At 64.4% G+C, this 16,865-nt stretch carries 13 protein-coding genes; 1 reads left to right on the plus strand and 12 read right to left on the minus strand.

Annotation, left to right across the window (positions count from 1 at the left end):
- Nucleotides 1–144: 144 nt before the first annotated feature.
- Nucleotides 145–1,494 carry an LLM class flavin-dependent oxidoreductase gene (locus ACR64R_RS01325; RefSeq protein ID WP_487359901.1) on the plus strand — a complete coding sequence of 450 codons (1,350 nt, stop codon included), beginning with the start codon at nucleotides 145–147 and terminating at the stop codon, nucleotides 1,492–1,494.
- A 52-nt stretch (nucleotides 1,495–1,546) separates the two neighbouring features.
- Here the strand turns inward: ACR64R_RS01325 and ACR64R_RS01330 are convergent, their stop codons facing one another.
- The 12 genes from ACR64R_RS01330 to ACR64R_RS01385 form a co-directional block, all read right to left on the minus strand.
- Complete coding sequence (locus ACR64R_RS01330; protein WP_487359902.1) at nucleotides 1,547–3,256, minus strand: trimethylamine N-oxide permease; 1,710 nt, start codon at nucleotides 3,254–3,256, stop codon at nucleotides 1,547–1,549.
- Nucleotides 3,257–3,603: 347 nt separating this feature from the next.
- Complete coding sequence (locus ACR64R_RS01335) at nucleotides 3,604–5,973, minus strand: trimethylamine N-oxide demethylase (RefSeq protein WP_487359903.1); 2,370 nt, start codon at nucleotides 5,971–5,973, stop codon at nucleotides 3,604–3,606.
- Between the two features lie 266 nt (nucleotides 5,974–6,239).
- Nucleotides 6,240–6,863 (minus strand): sarcosine oxidase subunit gamma, encoded by a 624-nt coding sequence (locus ACR64R_RS01340; RefSeq protein ID WP_487359904.1) that lies wholly within the window; start codon nucleotides 6,861–6,863, stop codon nucleotides 6,240–6,242.
- Nucleotides 6,856–9,837, minus strand: coding sequence for a sarcosine oxidase subunit alpha (locus ACR64R_RS01345; RefSeq protein ID WP_487359905.1), 2,982 nt, complete (start codon nucleotides 9,835–9,837; stop codon nucleotides 6,856–6,858). Before ACR64R_RS01345 ends, ACR64R_RS01340 begins: the two co-directional genes overlap by 8 nt.
- On the minus strand, nucleotides 9,837–10,112 hold the full coding sequence (locus ACR64R_RS01350) for a sarcosine oxidase subunit delta family protein (protein ID WP_487359906.1): 276 nt from the start codon (nucleotides 10,110–10,112) through the stop codon (nucleotides 9,837–9,839). Before ACR64R_RS01350 ends, ACR64R_RS01345 begins: the two co-directional genes overlap by 1 nt.
- Before the next feature lie 10 nt (nucleotides 10,113–10,122).
- Complete coding sequence (locus ACR64R_RS01355) at nucleotides 10,123–11,376, minus strand: sarcosine oxidase subunit beta family protein (RefSeq protein ID WP_487359907.1); 1,254 nt, start codon at nucleotides 11,374–11,376, stop codon at nucleotides 10,123–10,125.
- Nucleotides 11,377–11,412: 36 nt separating this feature from the next.
- On the minus strand, nucleotides 11,413–12,720 hold the full coding sequence (gene glnT, locus ACR64R_RS01360) for a type III glutamate--ammonia ligase (protein ID WP_487359908.1): 1,308 nt from the start codon (nucleotides 12,718–12,720) through the stop codon (nucleotides 11,413–11,415).
- Between the two features lie 39 nt (nucleotides 12,721–12,759).
- Entirely contained in the window at nucleotides 12,760–14,088 is a 1,329-nt protein-coding gene (locus tag ACR64R_RS01365; RefSeq protein WP_487359909.1) for an FMN-binding glutamate synthase family protein, read from the minus strand.
- A 6-nt stretch (nucleotides 14,089–14,094) separates the two neighbouring features.
- Nucleotides 14,095–14,826, minus strand: coding sequence for a GltB/FmdC/FwdC-like GXGXG domain-containing protein (locus tag ACR64R_RS01370; RefSeq protein WP_487359910.1), 732 nt, complete (start codon nucleotides 14,824–14,826; stop codon nucleotides 14,095–14,097).
- A gap of 4 nt (nucleotides 14,827–14,830) precedes the next feature.
- Nucleotides 14,831–15,727, minus strand: coding sequence for a class II glutamine amidotransferase (locus tag ACR64R_RS01375; RefSeq protein ID WP_487359911.1), 897 nt, complete (start codon nucleotides 15,725–15,727; stop codon nucleotides 14,831–14,833).
- Between the two features lie 85 nt (nucleotides 15,728–15,812).
- Nucleotides 15,813–16,142 (minus strand): hypothetical protein, encoded by a 330-nt coding sequence (locus ACR64R_RS01380; RefSeq protein WP_487359912.1) that lies wholly within the window; start codon nucleotides 16,140–16,142, stop codon nucleotides 15,813–15,815.
- On the minus strand, nucleotides 16,139–16,828 hold the full coding sequence (locus ACR64R_RS01385; RefSeq protein ID WP_487359913.1) for a hypothetical protein: 690 nt from the start codon (nucleotides 16,826–16,828) through the stop codon (nucleotides 16,139–16,141). The genes ACR64R_RS01380 and ACR64R_RS01385 overlap by 4 nt, the downstream gene beginning before the upstream one ends.
- Nucleotides 16,829–16,865 lie beyond the last annotated feature (37 nt).

The following is a 16,865-nucleotide window of genomic DNA, read 5'->3' on the forward strand; positions in this document are numbered from 1 at the left end:
GATGATCCGTATCAAGGGGCCGCCGGGTGAAAATGCTCCGCGGCAAGGCTTGCGCAAAACAGAATTCCTTTTCAGTGGCGCGATGCAGGCCGATCCTGCGCGGATATCGCAGCGGCAACGCTCGTCATCACTGGATCATTTCCCATGTCAGAAAAACGGCAGTTACGGCTCGGCGCCTTCATGCGCCCCGTCAGTCTTCACACCGGCGCCTGGCGCTACCCGGGCGCCTACGCGGACGCGAACTTCAACTTTGCGCATCTGAAGCGCTTCGCGCAGACGCTCGAGGCGGCGAAGTTCGACGCCTTCTTCATGGCCGACCATCTGGCTGTGCTCAACATGCCGATCGAGGCGCTGCGGCGCAGCCACACGGTGACGTCCTTCGAGCCGTTCACGCTTTTGTCGGCGCTTGCCGCCGTCACCGATCATATCGGTCTTGTGGCGACCGCATCGACCACCTTCGACGCGGCCTATCACATCGCGCGGCGCTTCGCCTCGCTCGACCATATCAGCGGCGGCCGCGCCGGCTGGAATATCGTCACCACATCCAATCCCGATGCCGCGCTGAATTTCGGTCTCGACGAGCATGTCGAGCATGACGAACGCTACCACCGGGCGCGCGAGTTCTACGACGTCGTGACCGGGTTGTGGGACAGCTTTGCCGACGACGCCTTCATCCGCGATGCGGAGAGCGGGCTCTACCTCGACCCTTCGAAAATGCACGTGCTCGACCACAAGGGCGAGTATCTTTCGGTGCGCGGGCCGCTCAACATCGCCCGGCCGGTACAGGGCTGGCCGGTGATCGTCCAGGCCGGCTCGTCGGAGGCTGGGCGCCAGCTGGCCGCCGAAACGGCGGAGGTGATTTTCGCTGCGCCGCCCGATCTGGCATCGGGACAGCGCTTCCTTGCCGATGTGAAGGGCCGCGCGGAAAGGCTTGGCCGTTCGCGCGACGACATCAAGATACTGCCCGGCGCCTTCGTCATCGTCGGCGATAGCGTCGAGGAAGCACGCGCCAAGCGTGCGAAGCTCGACAGTCTCGTCTATTACGAAAGCGGCATTGCCTCGCTGTCGATCGCCCTCGGCCACGATGCGTCGGGTTTCGACCCGGACGGTCCGTTGCCGGACGTTCCGGACACCAATGCTTCGAAAAGCAGCCGCGAGCGCGTCATAGAACTGGCGCGCGAGGAAAAGCTTACGGTCCGCCAGCTCGCGCAGCGGCTCGGCGGCTATTCGGGCCTCGCCTTCGTCGGCACCGCCAGGTCCATTGCCGACGAAATGGAGGTATGGCTGCTCACCGAAGGCTCCGACGGGTTCAATGTGATGTTCCCCTATCTGCCGGCGGGGCTGGACGACTTCGTCGAGCAGGTTGTGCCCGAGCTGCAGAGGCGCGGAATCTTCCGGCGCGAATATGAAGGATCGACGCTGCGTGAGAATCTCGGCCTGAAGCGACCGTCGAACCGGTTCTTTGAAGAGCCGGCGGTCGGCAAGGCAGGCTGATCGAAATGAAACGGGCGCGCCGAGGCGCGCCCGTCTCTTTCAGGTTGCCATGTCAGATGACGAAGACCCAGTTGGCGATCAGCATCACCACCACGCCGGCGATCAGCGTCAGGTAGGGTAGCATGCCCGCCTTCTTGACCGAGAGGTCGGCTCCCGCCATGCCGAGGTCGGCCAGCATGTGGTCGGGGAACTTGCCGCCGTCCTGGATATAGTGGCGGAAGCAGAACACCGGGATGATCAAGGCAGCGGTGATCAGGCCGGCCCACAGCGCCATCGGATTCCACACCTTGGCGCCGGCGCCCATGAAGACCGCGTTGACATAGGCGAAGACGGCGCCGATGCCGAGCAGCCAGGTCGGCGCCCGCCACGGCCGCGCGATGTGGCCGTTGTCGATGCGGTGGATCCAGCCCGCATTGAGGTTGAGGAAGTTGAAGATGATGTAGCCGCAGTTCGACACGGCGAGGATGAAGAAGAAGCTCGTCGCGTCGGCCGAGGCGATCGCCAGCACGATCAGGTTGAAGCACAGGTCGGTCCACATGGCGCGGGTCGGCGCGCCATGCTCGTTGACGTGGCTGAGATAGCGCGGCAGCCAGCCATCGACAGAACCCTGGTAGAGCGTGCGCGAGGAGCCGGCCATCGCCGTCATGATGCACAGCACCAGCGCCAGGATCATCAGCATGACCAGCAGGCTGTGGATCAGCTTGCCGCCGCCCACCATCCCGGCCAGCGCGTCGGCGACGCCCGAGCCGTCGACGATCGGCGTCGCCAGCATGCCGTTCAGGCCCAGCACGCCCTGGAAGGTGAACGGCACCAGGATGAACAGGAGCATGCAGAGCAGGCCGGAATAGAAGATCGCCTTGAACGTGTCGGTGCCGGGGTTCTTGAACTCCGACGTGTAGCAGACCGCGGTCTCGAAGCCGTAGGTCGACCATGCGGCGATGAACATGCCGCCGAGCACGAGAGTCCAGCCGGCGATGTTCCACGAGCCGGGATCAGGCGCGTAAGCCGTAGCCAGCGGCACCAGAGGCGAGAAGTTGGCATAGTTGATCTGACCGGTGAAGATCGGCACCACGCCGACGATCAGCATCGGGATGATGACCAGAAGGCCGATATATTTTTGCACATTGGCCGTGCCGAGGATGCCGCGATGCTGGATGGCGAAGATGACCAGCATCAGCACCGCGCCGATGAAGAAGGTGGCGTTGAAGGTGAAGGAGACCGGGCCAAGCGTGTGGCCCCACAGCGACCAGGCGCGGATCGCCGGCGTTGCGGCGGCCGTGACCGCGGCTATCGCGTCGGCGGGCGCCGTCCCGGCATGCGCCGCAATGTAGGCGACTACCTCCGGCGAAGCCTCGCTGAAGGCAGGGATCGGCGCCAGCGCGTTGAGGATATAGGCGGCGGCGATCGAGCAGCCGAGCGACAGCACCGGCGACCAGGCGAACCAGTTGCACCACACCGACAGCGGCGCGATGAATTTCGAATAACGCAGCCAGGCGGTAGCGCCGTAGATCGAGGCGCCGCCCGACTTGTTCGGGAACAGGCCGGCGATCTCGGCGTAGGTGAAGGATTGCAGGAAACCCATGATCATGGACACTGTCCAGATCAGGAAGGCCAGCGTCCCGGTCGTGCCGGCAATGCCGCCGATCGAGAACAGGACCAGCGCCGGAACGCCGCTTGCCACCCAGAAGGCGCCACGCCAGTCGATGTGCCTGAGCAGCTTGCTTTCGGCAGGCTGCTCCAGGGCCGTGCTTATCGTGCTCATGTCTTGTGTCTTCCCCTTTTTTCTGTTCCCCGCCGGCGACGCCTCGGCTCTCGCGAAGCTTGCTCCCCGGCAAATTTTCGTCCGATCCTGGTGTTTCCACTCAGTCGTATTTTTTTCTTAAGAGTGAAGATCGATCCGACGCGCTTTCGCGTCAAGCGTTTTGTGGATGTCATGCACATCGCGCTTGCGAAGCAGGCTCTTCCCTTCTCCCCTTGTGAGGGAAGGCGACGGATGGGGGTGTTCCAGCGGAGTGAGGCGTTGGCGTTCCCTGGAACACCCTCATCCGTCTCGGCGCTGCGCGCCAATCCACCTTCTCCCGCAAGGGGAGATGGGAAAGTTCGCCGCTTTCAGGAACGCGGTTTGGTCTTCTGCGGATCGTAATGCGCGAAGGCGACGACTCGCGCCGGCAGCCGCTTGGCGTGGCCGTCGAGCTTGCCGATCTCGACCTCGGTGCCGATATCGGCATGGGTGACGTCGAGCCGTGCCAGCGCAATCGTCTTGCCGAGCACCGGCGAGCGCATGCCGGAGGTGACGACGCCGATCTGGGCGCGGCCGACATGCACGCAGTCGCCATGGCCGACGGCGACATTGGCATCGATGTCGAGGCCGACGAGCTTGTGCTGAGGGTGCTCCTTGCGCCGGATCAGGGCGTCGCGGCCGACAAAATCGTCCGCCTTGGTCTTGAGCGGCACGGTGAAGCCGATACCGGCTTCGAACGGATCGGTCTGGTCGGAGAATTCGTAGCCGGCGAAGATCAGTCCCGCCTCGATGCGCACCATGTCGAGCGCCTGCAGGCCCATCGGCTTCAGCCCGTATGGCTGGCCGGCCTCCCAGACGGCGTCGAACACCTTCTCGGCGTCGCGCGGATGGCACCAGATCTCATAGCCGAGCTCGCCCGTATAGCCGGTGCGCGAGACCACGACCGGCACGCCGTTGCCGCCGCCGATGCGCGCGACCGCGAAGCGGAACCATTCCAGCTCGCCGATCGAGGGCTGCACCGGCGAGGTCCAGACGACTTCCTTCAATATGTCGCGGCTCTTCGGTCCTTGCACGGCGATGTTGTGCATCTGGTCGGTGGAGGAGCGCACCAGAACATTGAGGCCGAGCTTTTTCGCCGTCTCGCGCAGCCATTCGCCGGAAAGATCGTCGCCGCCGACCCAACGGAAATTGTCCTTGCCGAGTCTCAGCAGCGTGCCGTCGTCGATCATGCCGCCATGCTCGTAACACATCGCCGTATAGACCACCTGGCCGACGCCGAGCTTCTTGACGTCGCGGGTCAGCGTGTATTGCAGCAGCGCCTCGGCATCCGGCCCGGTGACCTCGAACTTGCGCAGCGGCGACAGGTCCATGATCACCGCGTGCTGCCGGCAGGTCCAGTATTCGGCAATTGGCCCTTCCTTGGCGAAGGAATTGGCGAGCCAATAGCCCTTGTATTCGACGAAGTCGCGCGTGTACTTGGCAAAGCTCGAATGAAAGGCTGTCTCGCGGGTCATCTTCGGTTCCGAGTCGGGCTTCATGCGTCTGGCGATCGCTCGCGAGAATTTGTGCTGGCCGGAATAGCTGCGCACATGGATGTCTGTCAGGTCCCAGCCATTGGATGGCGTGGTATCGTCCGGGCAGGCCGAGGACACGCAGACGATGTCGGTCAGCGCGCGCAAGAGCACATAGTCGCCCGGGCGCGACCACGGCTCGTCCGACACCATCACGCCATGCGCGTCGATCGCCGTGTTGAAGAAGAAGTTGATCGCCATCCAGCCCGCGCGGGGGTTTACGCCCTTTTCCGATAGCGCCTTGTTGAAATTCTCCGAGCAGTTGGTGTGGCCGGGATAGCCGATGTCATCGTAATATTTGGCGGCGCAAGCCAGCGCGAAGGCGTCGTGCCGGCCGCATGTGTCCTGCACCACCTCGACCAGCGGCTCCATGTCCTGGTCGTAATATTTCGAATGCAGGCCGGGCATCGGATAGGCCGAGCCCATCAGCGTGCGCGTCGTCGTCACATCGAGCGGCAGGTCGCGGCCCTTGTCCAGCTTGCGCGCCGAAAAACACTGAAAGTCGGTGCACTGCCGGCCATCGACATCGATGATTTGCAGATAGTCGCCCGCCTTGACGAAATAGGATTCGGCGGTCGCCGATTTCACGCGAAGATCGAGCACCGGATCGGCGAGCGGATCAGGAAGCCGCGACCGGTTCTTCAGCCGGATCGTGGCGCGGCGCACCAGCACGGTCAGCGGCGTTGCCGTATTGTGGCCGTCGACCAGCATCGGCCCACCGGGTGCCGCGATCAGCAACGCGCCGTCGCGCTGGACGGCAAAACTCTGCTCGGTACCGGCTGGCGTGGCGCCCCCGAACACGCGCACCGCCTTCGGCTGGTCGAACTGCACCTTGCGGCGATCGAGGCTGAGGCGGAGCGCCGCAAGGCTGTCGTCGCCTTCGGCGAGCAGTGCCTTGATGCCGGCGGCATTGCTGTTCGACCGTTCGCCGAAAATGCCGGGATCGGTGACGCCGGATGTGTCCCAGGCCAGCAATTCGCAAGGCTGGCCGCCCTCGACATTGGTCACGCTGACGCTGTCGCCGGCCTCGACATCGATCAGAACGGCGCCAGTGCCTTGCACGGTGTAGCGTTCCACGCCCGGCGGCAGGCTGATCTGGCCCGGCCTCAGGATCAGGCTCGGACGCGGCGGTCCGGACAGGACGGCAGGATAAGGCGATTGGCTCATCTCAAACCCTCCTCCGAGCGAGAAACAAGTTTGCCTGTGTGTAAAATTATTTTCGTCGAGAGAATAGCAGCGGAGATGGATTTGGCAAGGCGGGAGGTGCCGGCTTCCCCTTCTCCCCTTGTGGGAGAAGTGTCGCCGAAGGCGGCGGATGAGGGGTGTTCCAGGGAAGCCGACGTCTCACTCCGCTGGAATACCCCCCGTCCGTCTCGGCGCTTCGCACCGATCCATCTTCTTCCCACAAGGCGATAAGGGGAAGGCGTGCGTCGTTACGCCAGTTCCTCGGAATGGCTGATCGTGACGCCATATTCCGCGGCGGAGTCCAGAACTGTATGCCACAGGCTTTCCGCGAAAGTCGCAAACACCAGCAGATTGAACACCGCCTGTCCGTTGCGATCCTGGCCGCGCCACAGCGTGACACTGGTATGATCCATCGACGTGGCCGCCGCCGCGCCGACTGCGAACATATCCGGATGCAAATCGATCGACGACAGCTTCGCGAGCATAGCGCGCGCCTTGTCGCCGGAAACGCCGATCAGCGCCCGCGCATGCGATTGGTCCGAAAGCGAAGCCGATCCGGCAAAAGCGGGAGCCAGGCTCTCCAAGGTGTGCTTGCCGCCTTTGGACAGAACGAAGAACTGATCCGGTCCCGACCAGATCAGTGTCGCGTCGGCCGCCCCTACCGCCTTCGGAGTTGGCGGCGCAGCATCACCGAAGCGTGCCGTCGCGGCCTTCGCCATATCCGCGGCCTTGCCGCGCCGGGCCATCACCTGCACGAGGTCGAAATTGCGGATTTCGGTCAGCGCCACGCCGGCTTCGCCTTGCGCGCCATATGCGCCGGCGACGAGCGTGCGGTCGAGCGGGCTGCGGACGTCCCAGGAAAAATCAGCCACGCTGGCGCCCTCCATCCGGATCGTAGAAGACGGGATTGCAGAGCTCGACATCGTAATCCTCGCCGCGCAGCGGATCATGCGCGCGCACGATCTCGCCGATGCGCTCGCGGCCGCGCTCGACGAGACCGAGCCCGATCCACTGGTCGAGCACCGGCGAGAAGCAGACCGAGGTGACATAACCCTGGTCATTGTCGGGGCCGGGGGTCTCGCCCTTTGGGATGATATGCGCGCCGGAGCGCAGGCGGCGCGCCTTGTCGGTCGGCTTGATGCCGACGACCACTTGCCGGTTAGGCGCGACCAGCGCCTCGCGGCCGGCCATGACGCGGCCGATGAAATCCTTCTTGGTCGACATCATCTTGCCGAGGCCGAGATCGCCCGCCGTGGTGGTGCCGTTGAGCTCTGGCCCGGCGACATGGCCCTTTTCGATGCGCATCACGCCGAGCGCCTCGGTGCCGTAAGGCGTCACACCGAACGGCTTGCCTGCAATCATCAGATTGCGCGCCATTGCCTCGCCATAGCGCGCCGGCACCGAAATCTCGAACGCCATTTCGCCGGAGAACGAGATGCGGAAGAGCCTCGCCTTGATGCCGCCGCGCAAGGCGACCTCGCGTGCGCCCATGAATGGGAAACCGTCGTTCGACAAATCCTCGGCCGGATCGACGATCTCCTTCAAGAGATCGCGGGTCTTCGGTCCCGCGATCGAGAACTGCGCCCACTGATCCGAAACGGATGTCAATTGCACGTCGAGCTCCGGGAACAGCACTTGGCGGCAGAATTCGAGATGCTGCATCACCAGTCCGGCCTTGGCCGTCGTGGTCGTGAGGAAATAATGGTCCTCGGCCAGCCGCGAGGTCGTGCCGTCGTCGTAGACAATCCCGTCCTCGCGCAGCATCAGGCCGTAGCGCGCCTTGCCGACGGCGAGGCTGGAAAAGACGTTGATGTAGACGCGGTCGAGGAAGACGCCGGCGTCTGGGCCGTGCACGTCGATCTTGCCGAGCGTGGAGACATCGCAGAAGCCGACGCCGCTGCGCACGGCCTTGACCTCGCGCGTCACCGATTCCAGCCAGTCCTTCTCGCCGGCACGCGGATACCACTGCGCGCGCTTCCAAAGGCCCGTGTCGACGAAGACCGCGCCCTGTTCGGCCGCCCAATGATGCGACGGCGTCAGCCGCGTCGCATGGAAATTCTCGTCGCGGTGATGGCCGGCAAAGGCGCCGATGGCGACCGGCACATAAGGCGGCCGGTAGATTGTCGTGCCCGTATCCGGGATCGATTTGCCGCTGACCGCGGCCATGATGGCGAGGCCGGCGACATTCGAGGTCTTGCCCTGGTCAGTTGCCATGCCGAGCGTCGTGTAGCGCTTCAGATGCTCGACCGATTGAAAACCTTCGCGCTGCGCCAGTTCGACATCGGAAGCAGTAACGTCGTGCTGCTGGTCGACGAAGGCCTTGCCCTTGCCGGCGACATGCCAAAGCGGGCTGATCGAGTAGGCTTCGTCGTCGGCGACCGGCATCGATCCGATATTGCCGCTGCGTCCGGCATCGCGTGCCGCGGCGGCGCCGGCTTCGAACCCTTCGCGCAGGCAGGCGCCAAGTCCGAAGGCGCCGTTGGCCGCGCCCGACGCGACCATGCCGGGCGGCGCGCCATCCGGCACGAAGGCTGCGATATCGTCGCGCCATTTCGGCCGGCCGCGGTGATAGGAGGTGAGGCCGACCGCCGGATTCCAGCCGCCCGAGACGGCGAGCCCGTCCGCCTCGACCTCGGCGCGCGCGCCGCCGGTCAGCGAGACGGAAATCTTGCGCACGCCGCCCTTGCCGCCGTCGACACCGCTGACGGCGCCGTGCAGCACCGGGAAGCCGCCCTTGCTGGCCAGCGAGCGATGCGCCTGCAAAACGTCCGGCCGCGCGTCGATCACCGCCGCCACCTGCAGGCCGGCGGCGATCGCCGTCTCGGCGGTGCGCCAGCCATCCTCATTGTTGGTGAACAGCGCGATGCGCCTGGCCGGCGTGGCGGCGTAGCGGTTGATGTAGCTGCGCATGGCCGATGCCATCATCACGCCGGGCGTGTCGTTGCCGGCAAAGACGATGGGACGTTCGATCGCGCCCGCGGCGACCACGCAGCGCTTGGCCACGATGCGCCACAGCCGCTGCCGCACCTGGTGTTCCGGCGGCACCGGCAGATGGTCGTTGACGCGTTCGATCGCGCCATAGGTGCCGCCGTCATAGACGCCGAACAATGTCGCGCGTGTCATGATGCGCACATCCGGGATCGCCGAAAGTTCGGCAACCGCGCGCGCGATCCATTCGGCGGCCGGCAATCCGTCGACCGTGCCGCCATCGGCGAGCAGGCGACCGCCGAGGACGAAATCCTCCTCGCACAGGATCACACGCGCGCCGCTGCGACCTGCGGCAAGGGCAGCGGCGAGACCCGCCGGACCCGAGCCCGCGATCACCACATCGCAATGAGCCCAGGCCTTGTCATAGTGATCCGGGTCGGGGACCTGCGCGGCGCGGCCGAGGCCGGCGGCACGGCGGATCGCCGGCTCGTAGATGGCTTCCCAGAACTTCGCCGGCCACATGAAGGTCTTGTAGTAGAAGCCGGCGACGAAGATCGGCGCGAACAACTGGTTGACCGACATGACGTCGAAATTGAGCGACGGCCAGCGGTTTTGGCTGGCGGCTTCGAGGCCCTCATAGAGCTCGGCCGTCGTCGCCTTGGTATTCGCCTCGCGCCTGGCGCCGCTGCGCAGTTCGACCAGCGCGTTCGGCTCTTCCGAGCCCGCCGTCAGTATGCCGCGCGGGCGGTGATATTTGAACGAGCGGCCGACGAGCTTGACGCCGTTGGCGACCAGCGCGGACGCCAGCGTATCGCCCTTGAAGCCAGAGAATGCCTTGCCGTCGAAGCGGAAATTGAGTGCGGCCGAGCGATCGATGAGACCGCCATTGTTCAGTCGGTTCGCCTGGATGCCAGCCATCACGCACCAACCTTGGCGGCGCCGGCGCCCGCGGCCGGCTCGACGGCCGAGATCTCATGCGTCAGCGTGTTGCGGGTGACCTTCAGCCAGGCCCGGCAGCCGCCGCCATGATACCAGTGCTCGCTCATCACGCCGGCGACGTTGTCGCGCAGATAAACGTAATCGTAGACAGCTTCCTCGCCGGCATCCGCCGCGGGGCGTTGCGGCTTGGCGTCGCCGAGATAGGTGAACTCGCCGAGTTCACGTTCGCCGCAGAAGGGACAGGCTATGCGCATGGTCGGGTCTTCAATGCAGGTTGGGTTGGGCGCCCTGGCCCTTCTCGTCGATCATCGCGCCGCGCTGGAACCGGTCGAGGCGGAAGCGGGCGGCCTCCTTGTGCGATTCATCTCGTGCCAGAAGATAGGCGAAGACGAAGCCGGAGCCGGGCGTCGCCTTGAAGCCGCCATAGCACCAGCCGGCATTGATATAGAGGCCGTCGACCGGGCTCTTGTCGATGATCGGCGTGCCGTCCATCGACATGTCCATGATGCCGCCCCACTGGCGCAGAAGCCGCACGCGGCCGATCATCGGGATCAGCGCCATGCCGCCCTCGCAGACGTCTTCCATCACCGGCAGATTGCCGCGCTGGGCATAGGAGTTGTAGCCGTCGATGTCGCCGCCGAAGACCAGCCCGCCCTTGTCCGACTGGCTGACGTAGAAATGTCCGGCGCCGAACGTCATGACACCGGGGATGAGCGGCTTGATCGCTTCCGAGACGAAGGCCTGCAGCACATGGCTTTCGATTGGGAGCCGCAGTCCCGCCATAGCCGCCACGCGTGACGAGGAACCCGCCACCGCCATGCCGACCTTGCCGGCGCCGATCTTGCCGCGCGAGGTCTCGACGCCCGTAACCTTGCCGTTGGCGTCACGTATGAAGCCGGTGACCTCGCAGTTCTGGATGATGTCCACGCCGAGCGCGCTCGCCGCATGCGCATAGCCCCAGACCACAGCATCGTGACGCGCCGTGCCGCCGCGACGCTGCAGGAGGCCTCCTTGCACGGGGAAGCGTGCATTGTCGAAATTCAGGAACGGCAGCATCTTGCGCAGTGCCGCCTGGTCGAGCAGCTCCGCGTCGATGCCGTTGATGCGCATCGTGTTGCCGCGCCGGGCGAAGGCGTCGCGCTGCGCGTCGGAATGATAGAGGTTCAGCACGCCGCGCTGGCTGACCATCGCGTTGTAGTTGAGATCCTGCTCCATCGTCTCCCACAGCTTCATCGATAATTCGTAGAAGCCGGTGTTGCCGGGCAGGCCGTAATTTGAGCGGATGATGGTCGTGTTGCGGCCGGCATTGCCGGAGCCGATCCAGCCCTTCTCCAGCACCGCGACATTGCGGATGCCGAACTCGCTGGCGAGGAACCAGGCGGTGGCGAGACCGTGGCCGCCGCCGCCGATGATGATCACGTCATAGCGATCCTTAGGCGCCGCGTCGCGCCAGGTCGGCTTCCAATTCTTGTGGCCGGAGAGAGCGGCGCGAGCGAGCGAGAAGATCGAATATTTCATCAGTTCATTCCGAGGTCGCTCGCACCGCGAGGATATCTAGATATCCAGCGTGTGGTCGCGCTCCCATTGCGTGAAGTGCGAGGCATAGGAATTCCATTCCTGGTGCTTCAGCTTTAGATAAGCCGACGAGAATTCCTCACCCAGCGCCCCCTTCAGTGATTTGTCCTTGTCGAACTCGCGCAGCGCATCCAGCAGGTTGAGGGGCAGCTTGGGCGCGCCCTTCACCGTATGGCCGAACTGGTACATGTCTATGTCGTAGCGCTTGCCGGGATCGGCCTTGGAGCGGATGCCGTCGAGACCGGCCGCTATGATCACCGCCTGCAGGAGATAGGGGTTTGCGGCGCCGTCCGGCAGTCGCAGCTCGAAGCGGCCCGGGCCGGGCACGCGCACCATGTGGGTGCGGTTGTTGCCGGTCCAGGTAACCGTGTTCGGCGCCCAGGTCGCGCCCGAAATGGTGCGCGGCGCGTTGATGCGCTTGTAGGAATTGACCGTCGGATTGGTGATCGCCGCAAGCGCGGAAGCATGCTTCATGATGCCGCCGAGGAAGTTCTTGCCCTTGGCGGACAAGCCCAGCTCCATCGAATTGTCGGCGAACACATTGGTCTTGCCGGCCTTGTCCCACACCGAGATATGGACGTGGCAGCCATTGCCGGTCAGGCCCTGGAAGGGTTTCGGCATGAACGTCGCGCGCAGACCATGCTTTTCCGCAATGGACTTGACCATGAACTTGAAGAAGGAGTGCTTGTCGGCCGTGGCCAGGACATCGTCGAAGGCCCAGTTCATCTCGAACTGGCCGTTGGCGTCTTCATGGTCGTTCTGATAGGCGCCCCAGCCCAGCGCCAGCATATGATCGCAGATCTCGGCGATCACGTCGTAGCGGCGCATCACCGCCTGCTGGTCGTAGCAGGGCTTCGAGGCTGTATCGTATTGGTCGGAGATTGTGCTGCCGTCAGACGAGATCAGGAAGAACTCGGCCTCGACGCCTGTCTTGACATGCATGCCGTCGCTGGCGGCCTCGGCGATCAGGCGCTTCAGAGTATTGCGGGGCGCCTGGTCGACGAGCTTGTCTTCCATGACGCAGTTCGCGGCAACCCAGGCGACCTCGGGCTTCCACGGCAGCTGGATGACGGAGTCTGGATCCGGCACCGCAAGCATGTCGGGATGGGCCGGCGTCATGTCGAGCCAGGTGGCGAAGCCGGCAAAGCCAGCGCCGTCCTTCTGCATGTCGGCGATCGCCTGCGCAGGCACCAGCTTGGCACGCTGCCCACCGAACAGGTCGGTGTAGGAGACCATGAAATATTTGACGCCGTTCTCCTTGGCGAATGCGGCGAGATCGTTCCCCATTGTTTTAGTCCCTCGCTTATGTGGTCTGGGTAGTCTGTGTCAGAAGCCGTTCTTCCCCGGTATCCAGTTGGTGCCGGCCAAAGGCACGCCGGCCATGGCGGCGGCTTCGATGGTGAGCGCGACGAGATCCTCGGGCTCGAGATTGTGCAGGCTGTTCTTGCCGCAGGCGCGGGCGATCGTCTGTGCCTCCAGCGTCATCACCTTGAGATAATTGGCCAGCCGCCTTCCGGCGGCGATGGGATCGACCCGCTTCATAAGTTCGGGATCCTGCGTAGTGATGCCGGCAGGGTCACGACCCTCATGCCAGTCGTCATAGGCGCCGGCCGTGGTGCCGAGTTCGTTGTATTCCGCCTCCCAGCGCGGATCGTTGTCGCCGAGCGCGACAAGTGCTGCCGTGCCGATCGAGACGGCGTCGACGCCGAGCGCCAGCGCCTTGGCGACATCGGCGCCGTTACGGATGCCGCCGGAGATGATGAGCTGCACCTTGCGGTGCATGCCGAGGTCCTGCAGCGCCTGCACCGCCGGCCTGATGCAGGCAAGCGTCGGCTGGCCGACATTCTCGATGAACACTTCCTGGGTCGCAGCCGTGCCGCCCTGCATGCCGTCGACCACGACGACATCGGCGCCGGCCTTCACCGCAAGCGCGGTGTCGTAATAGGGGCGGGCGCCGCCGACCTTGACGTAGATCGGCTTTTCCCAGTCGGTGATCTCGCGCAACTCAAGGATCTTGATCTCGAGATCGTCGGGTCCGGTCCAGTCGGGATGGCGCGAGGCCGAACGCTGGTCGATGCCCTTGGGAAGGGTGCGCATCTCGGCGACGCGGTCGGAAATCTTCTGTCCAAGCAGCATGCCGCCGCCGCCGGGCTTGGCGCCTTGGCCGACCACCACTTCGATGGCGTCGGCGCGGCGCAGGTCTCGCGGGTTCATGCCATAGCGCGAGGGCAGATACTGGTAGACCAGCGTCTTCGAATGGCCGCGCTCCTCCTCGGTCATGCCGCCATCGCCGGTGGTGGTCGATGTTCCGGCGATCGTCGCGCCGCGGCCGAGCGCTTCCTTGGCCGGGCCGGAGAGCGAACCGAAACTCATGCCCGCGATGGTGATCGGAATCTTCAGTTCGATCGGCTTCTTGGCATGGCGCGAGCCGAGCACCACAGAAGTGTCGCAGCGCTCGCGATAGCCTTCGAGCGGATAGCGCGAAATCGAGGCACCAAGAAACAAAAGGTCGTCGAAATGAGGCAGCTTGCGCTTGGCGCCGGCGCCGCGGATGTCATAGATGCCGGTCGCGGCCGCGCGGCGGATTTCGGAAAGCGTGTAGTCGTCGAAGGTCGCGGATTTGCGCGGCGTCGTCGGCGGGTTGCGGTACGTCATCTTGCCTCAATACGCGTCGGCGTTATCGATGTTGAAATTATAGAGTTTGCGGGCCGAGCCGTAGCGCTTGAACTCCGACGCCTTGACGCCGGTGACGCCGGCCTTGTCGAGCAGGCCCTGCAGCAATTCGATATGCTCTGGCCGCATCTCCTTGGCGATGCAGTCGGCGCCGAGGCTTTCGACCTTGCCGCGCACGAAAAGCCGCGCCTCATAAATGGAATCGCCCAGCGCATCGCCGGCGTCGCCCAGCACCACAAGGTTGCCGGATTGCGCCATGAAGGCCGACATGTGGCCGATATTGCCGTGCACGACGATGTCGATGCCCTTCATCGAGATGCCGCAGCGCGACGAGGCATTGCCCTCGATGATGAGCAGGCCGCCGCGGCCGGTGGCGCCAGCATACTGACTGGCGTCGCCCTTGATGACGATCGTGCCCGACATCATGTTTTCGCCGACGCCGGGACCGGCCGAGCCGTGCACCGTGATCGTGGCGCCGTCATTCATCCCGGCGCAGTAATAGCCGACACTGCCGCGCACATCGATCGAGACCGGCTGGTCGACGCCGACGGCCACCGAATGGCTGCCCTTCGGGTTGAGCACTTCCCAGGCGGTCTCGTTCGAACCGGGCGTCAGCTTGTGCAGAGCCTGGTTCAACTCGCGCAGCGAATGTTGCGAGAGGTCGAAGACCCTCGCATGGCTCTGGTCGCGCCCAGCCTTCGACATTGTGGTTGCCGGCATCAGCTCAATGCTCCCAGAAATAGACGGTTGCGGGCTCGGGTTCCCAGACCCGCGCATTGTCGATGCCGGGAAGCTTGGTCAGCGCGCGGTATTCGGAGCCGAAGGCGACATACTGGTCGGTCTCGGCCATCACGGCGGGCTTGCAGGCGATCGGGTCGCGCACCACGCCGAAGCCGTTCTTGGTGCCGACGACGAAGGTGAAGAAGCCGTCAAGGTCGGAGAGGGTGCCTTCCAGCGCCTCGCCCAGATTCTTGCCATGCGCCATGCGGTTGGAAAGGTAGGCGGCGGCCACTTCGGTGTCGTTCTCGGTCTCGAATTTCATACCGTCGCGGATCAGCTCGCGGCGCACATTGTTGTGGTTGGAGAGCGAGCCGTTGTGCACCAGGCACTGGTCGGCGCCGGTCGAGAACGGATGCGCGCCCATCGTGGTGACCGCCGATTCCGTTGCCATCCGGGTATGGCCGATGCCGTGCGTGCCGGTCATCGTGCGCACGTGGAAGCGATCGACGACGGTTTCGGGCAGGCCGACTTCCTTGTAGATCTCAACTGCCTCGCCGGCGCCCATGATGCGAATGTCGGGACGCAACGACTGCAGCGCTTCGCGCGCGGCGTCAACCTTGTCCGGTGTGGTCCTGATGACCGCGTGTGTCGAATTAACGGCAATGCTCACCGGCGCGCCGACCGCCTTGGCCAGCTCGGCATCGAGGCCGCGGAAATCGCGCTCCGGCTTGGCCGACTGGATGGTGATCTTGGCCTCGTTCTTGGACGGGGCGCCATAGATGGCGATGCCGGCGCTGTCAGGCCCGCGGTCGCTGAGCGACACCAGCATCTCCGACAGCATCGCGCCGAGCTTCGGCTCCAGCGCCTTGTCCTTCAAGAAAAGTCCGACGATTCCGCACATGCCAGCCTCCGGCGTTTTTGGCTCTCAGATGATGTACTCAATGAGTTTGCAGAATTCAATTGGTATGAAAAAAATTTTCCTGTGGTTATATATTCGATGGCGCGTCGCCCTCGGCACTATCGCCGTCCGGGCGTGACTTGTGAACCCAGATGGCATGGCGGACACGCGCGATTTTGTAGGCGTCGAGAATCGAGAAGGCATAGATCAGGAAAGCGCCGGCGTGGCGGCCGATGAAGCTCGCGTCGGCCGGCGCCAGCTTGGCCGTTATCCAGCCAAGGATCACCATGAAGAACAGGAATTGCAGCCCCCGTACCGGGACGCCGAGCATGACATGGCCGCTTGCCGGCAAGACGACGGCAGCGCCTAGCACGAGATAGGGATTGACGGGAGCAGGGGTGCCGGTTGCGTCGCTCATGCTGCCTGTCTTTCGCGCCGGTTGATCGCATCGCGAATAGCGCATGCCGCCTCGAGCAGCCTTTCGATCAAGGCGGGGTCGATGCTGGCGCCGCCGAATGCGGCCTGCCGGAACACGCCGTAGCGTGCGCGCTCGGCCTCGGCCAGCAGCCAGACGATGCGCACGCCCTTCGGCGTGATAAGCAATTCCTTGGCGCGTCCTTCGGCAAAAATGTCGAGGCGCGAGGCGATCAGGTCCTGTCGAAACGCGACGCCCTTGCGGTCCGTTTTGAGCACTGCCTCCGCAGGAAAGCCGGGCGCCTTCGGCAGCGTGTGCGCAAGATGGTCGAAATTGGAAAAGGTCGTCGCCGAATTCGGCCGCATCATCATGTCGAATACACCCGGCACCGCGACCGGCTCGGTGATTGAAACGCTGAGCCAGCGTGTCGGCAGTTTTCGCGTCGCCAGCGTGTCGACGATGGTGCGAACCTGAACGCGCTGACCGTTCCAGGAACCGGCCCAGGTGGCGACGCCGGCCGTGCCGTCGGAAATATCGGCGGCATCGGCAATGACGCTGCGGACCCTGGCCGTATCGGCGGCCAGGGAAGCCTTCGCCTTGTCGCGGCTGGTGCGAGCGAGCCAGGCAATATGGGCGACGACGCCCAGTGCGATCGCCCCGGCAAGCAATACTGAAGTCAGTTCCGACATCTCGATACGCCACGGCCCGCCGTCGACAGGCGGGCCT

This window comes from Mesorhizobium sp. MC2-1-1 (genome assembly GCF_057597255.1).

Bases quoted from the DNA above. Each gene is read 5' to 3' on its own strand.
- ACR64R_RS01325 (WP_487359901.1), top strand. From the start codon at position 145: ATGTCAGAAAAACGGCAGTTACGGCTCGGCGCCTTCATGCGCCCCGTC.
- ACR64R_RS01330 (WP_487359902.1), bottom strand. From the start codon at position 3,256: ATGAGCACGATAAGCACGGCCCTGGAGCAGCCTGCCGAAAGCAAGCTG.
- ACR64R_RS01335 (WP_487359903.1), bottom strand. From the start codon at position 5,973: ATGAGCCAATCGCCTTATCCTGCCGTCCTGTCCGGACCGCCGCGTCCG.
- ACR64R_RS01345 (WP_487359905.1), bottom strand. From the start codon at position 9,837: ATGGCTGGCATCCAGGCGAACCGACTGAACAATGGCGGTCTCATCGAT.
- ACR64R_RS01350 (WP_487359906.1), bottom strand. From the start codon at position 10,112: ATGCGCATAGCCTGTCCCTTCTGCGGCGAACGTGAACTCGGCGAGTTC.
- ACR64R_RS01355 (WP_487359907.1), bottom strand. From the start codon at position 11,376: ATGAAATATTCGATCTTCTCGCTCGCTCGCGCCGCTCTCTCCGGCCAC.
- glnT (WP_487359908.1), bottom strand. From the start codon at position 12,720: ATGGGGAACGATCTCGCCGCATTCGCCAAGGAGAACGGCGTCAAATAT.
- ACR64R_RS01365 (WP_487359909.1), bottom strand. From the start codon at position 14,088: ATGACGTACCGCAACCCGCCGACGACGCCGCGCAAATCCGCGACCTTC.
- ACR64R_RS01370 (WP_487359910.1), bottom strand. From the start codon at position 14,826: ATGCCGGCAACCACAATGTCGAAGGCTGGGCGCGACCAGAGCCATGCG.
- ACR64R_RS01375 (WP_487359911.1), bottom strand. From the start codon at position 15,727: ATGTGCGGAATCGTCGGACTTTTCTTGAAGGACAAGGCGCTGGAGCCG.
- ACR64R_RS01380 (WP_487359912.1), bottom strand. From the start codon at position 16,142: ATGAGCGACGCAACCGGCACCCCTGCTCCCGTCAATCCCTATCTCGTG.
- ACR64R_RS01385 (WP_487359913.1), bottom strand. From the start codon at position 16,828: ATGTCGGAACTGACTTCAGTATTGCTTGCCGGGGCGATCGCACTGGGC.